The following is a 2,661-nucleotide window of genomic DNA, read 5'->3' on the forward strand; positions in this document are numbered from 1 at the left end:
GTCAAGGAGCGGCTGGAGGGCGGCAACTTCGAGTCGGAGCTGGGCCTGGCCTGATCCGCCTGAACGCCGAAAGGGCGCCCCGGTCGTCGACCGGGGCGCCCTTTGCGTTGGGCTGCTCAGCCCTTGAGCAGGGCGGTCGAGACCTGCCAGAGTCGCTCGGCGGCCTCCGGGTCCAGCGCGTACTCGGCGACGCCCGTCCGCCCACCGGGCTGGGCGGGGGCAGCCTGCTGACAGTCCTCGAAGTAGCGCCCACCCACCTCGTCGAGCAGCGGTGACGCGGCGACCAGCACCGAGGTGGCGGCACCCTGTTCGACGGTTTTCCAGGCCGCCGCGTTGCCCGCCCGCATCCGGTCCAGTTCCTCCTTGCTGACGTAGCGCTGCAGGTTGGTCTGGATCGCGCCGGGCATCAGCGAGTTGGTGTAGATGCCGTCGTCGGACCAGCGCCGGGTCGCCTCCACGGCGAAGAGCACGTTGGCCGTCTTGGACTGCCCGTACGCCTGCCACGGCTCGTACTCCCGGTTGTCGTACTGGATGTCGTCGAAGACCACCGGTGAGCGCAGGTGGGCGGCGGAGCTGACCGAGGCGATCCTGGCCCCGTCGGCGGCCGCGAGGGTCCGGTGCAGCCCGGTGGCGAGCGCGAAGTGCCCCAGGTGGTTGGTGGCGAACTGCATCTCCCAGCCCTGCGGGGTCCGGGACAGGGGTGCGGCCATGATGCCGGCGTTGTTGACCAGGATGTGCAGCGGGCCGTCCCAGTTGGCCACGAAATCGGCGATCGAATCCTGGTCGGCGAGGTCGAGGGGGGCGACCAGGACCCGGTCGTTGCCGGTGGTGCCAGTGATGTCGTCGGCGGCCTTCTGCCCGGCGTCGGGGTTGCGGACCGCGAGGGTGACCTCGGCGCCGGCGCTGGCCAGGGCGCGGGCGGTCTCCACGCCGATGCCGGAGGACCCGCCGGTGACGACCGCCCGCCGCCCGACAAGGTCCACGCCCTTGATCACGTCCATCGCCGTGGAGTGATGAGCGAACGGAGTGCTGATCGGATTGTTCGTCGTCATTGTCCATCCTTGTCCGGGTGGGGCGGACCGGCCGGCCCGCTGCGGGAGGCCGCGGTCCCGGTGTTTCCCCGACCCGGGCCGGAGGTAACGCGGGACCCGTCGCCATCGCCGTTCGACCCTCCGACCAGCCCGAACGCTGCCAGAGTTGGGACGTGGGCGGCTACCGGCGGGGTGGACAGCTGGGACCGGCCGTGCCGATCGCTCCCGGGGCCCGGGTGGACAAGTTCGAGGTCTTCTTCGATCTGGTCTTCGTCTTCTCGTTCTTCATCATCACCCGGGCGACCGCGGCGAACATCTCCGGACGGCAACTGCTGCACGCCGCCCTGGTGCTCGCCGTGCTCTGGTGGATCTGGGTGGTGCACAGCCTGGTCGCCACCCGGGTCCGGCTCGGCGAGGGCTACGTCCCGGTGCTCATGGTGATCGCGATGGTCGCCCTGTTCGCGTTCGCCCTGGCGCTTCCGCAGGCGTTCAGCGACCCGAAGGGAAGCGCCGCCGGCCCGATGCTGGTGGCCATCAGCTACGTCGTGGTCCGGGCCGTGCACATGATCCTCTATCAGCATGTGGTGCGGGACAGCCCACAGGAGCGGCGGCAACTGCGGCGGTTCGCACCGGAGCTGACGGTGAGCATCGTGCTGTTGCTGGCCGCCGCCCTCATCCCACCGCAGATCACCGACCCCGACCAGGCCGCCATGGTCCGCGACGGGCTGTGGATCACCGTGGTGGTGGTGCAGTACGCGACCGGCTTCATCGTCGGGACCTGGGGCTGGGGGGTGACCAGCGCCGAGCACTGGACGGAACGCTACGACCTCATCCTGATCATCGCGCTGGGCGAGTCGATCATCTCTACGGGGGTGGGCGGCAACCTGCTCGGCAAGCCGGTCACCTGGCCGGCGGTGGCCGCCGCCGCGCTCGGCATCGTGGTCACCGCCGGCCTCTGGTGGGCGCACTTCGACTTCATCGGGCCGGCCGCCCGGATCGCCCTGCACGCGGCGGAGGGTGCCCCCCGGGTGGCGATGGCCCGCGACGCGTACGCGTACCTCTACCTGCCGATGATCGCCGGGGTGATCCTCTTCTCGATCGGCAACGAGGAGATCCTCCACAAGATCACCGACCCGGCCGGCGGGATCGCGGAGAAGGTCGAGGGGCCGGCGGTGCCGATGCTGTTCGGCGGGCTGATCTGCTACTTCGCCGTCAACCTGCTCTTTCAGTTGCGCACCCTGCACACCGTCACGTGGACCCGCATCGGCGTCATCCTCGTGCTCAGCGCGGCCCTCCCGGTCGGCCAGCACCTGCCAGCGCTGGGCGCGCTCACCCTCGCGACAGTGATCTGCGTGGCGCTGGTGGCCGTGGAGGTGATGGTCATGTCCCAATCCCGGCACGCGTTGCGGGCCGCCGTCTTCGAGGAACGGACCAGTCACGAGGCCCACGAGGCCGGCTGGCGGGCGCGCTGGCACGACGTCCGGGAGACCGACGAGCCGACCACTCCGTGACCACTGCCGCTCCCCGGCGCGGGCCGCCGCCGGCCGGTCCGATCGGGATAGACTCCGGCGCAGCGTCGCGGTGCACCCGGCACGAAGGCCGCCGTGGGCATGGAGGCGCGGGGACAGCA

Annotated in this window: 2 protein-coding genes; one reads left to right on the forward strand and one right to left on the reverse strand. The window is 70.8% G+C overall.

Features of this window, described 5'->3' with window-relative positions:
* Positions 1-116: 116 nt before the first annotated feature.
* Positions 117-1,052 (reverse strand): SDR family NAD(P)-dependent oxidoreductase, encoded by a 936-nt coding sequence (locus KBX53_RS29000; protein WP_210862774.1) that lies wholly within the window; start codon positions 1,050-1,052, stop codon positions 117-119.
* A 152-nt stretch (positions 1,053-1,204) separates the two neighbouring features.
* On the opposite strand from KBX53_RS29000, the gene KBX53_RS29005 reads away from it, so the two are divergent.
* Positions 1,205-2,542, forward strand: coding sequence for a low temperature requirement protein A (locus KBX53_RS29005; protein WP_030337989.1), 1,338 nt, complete (start codon positions 1,205-1,207; stop codon positions 2,540-2,542).
* The last annotated feature ends 119 nt before the right edge of the window (positions 2,543-2,661 follow it).

This window comes from Micromonospora sp. M51 (assembly GCF_018070305.1).
GTDB lineage: Bacteria > Actinomycetota > Actinomycetes > Mycobacteriales > Micromonosporaceae > Micromonospora > Micromonospora parva.

Coding starts and splice junctions, on each gene's coding strand:
- KBX53_RS29000 (WP_210862774.1), bottom strand. CDS start 1,052: ATGACGACGAACAATCCGATCAGCACTCCGTTCGCTCATCACTCCACG.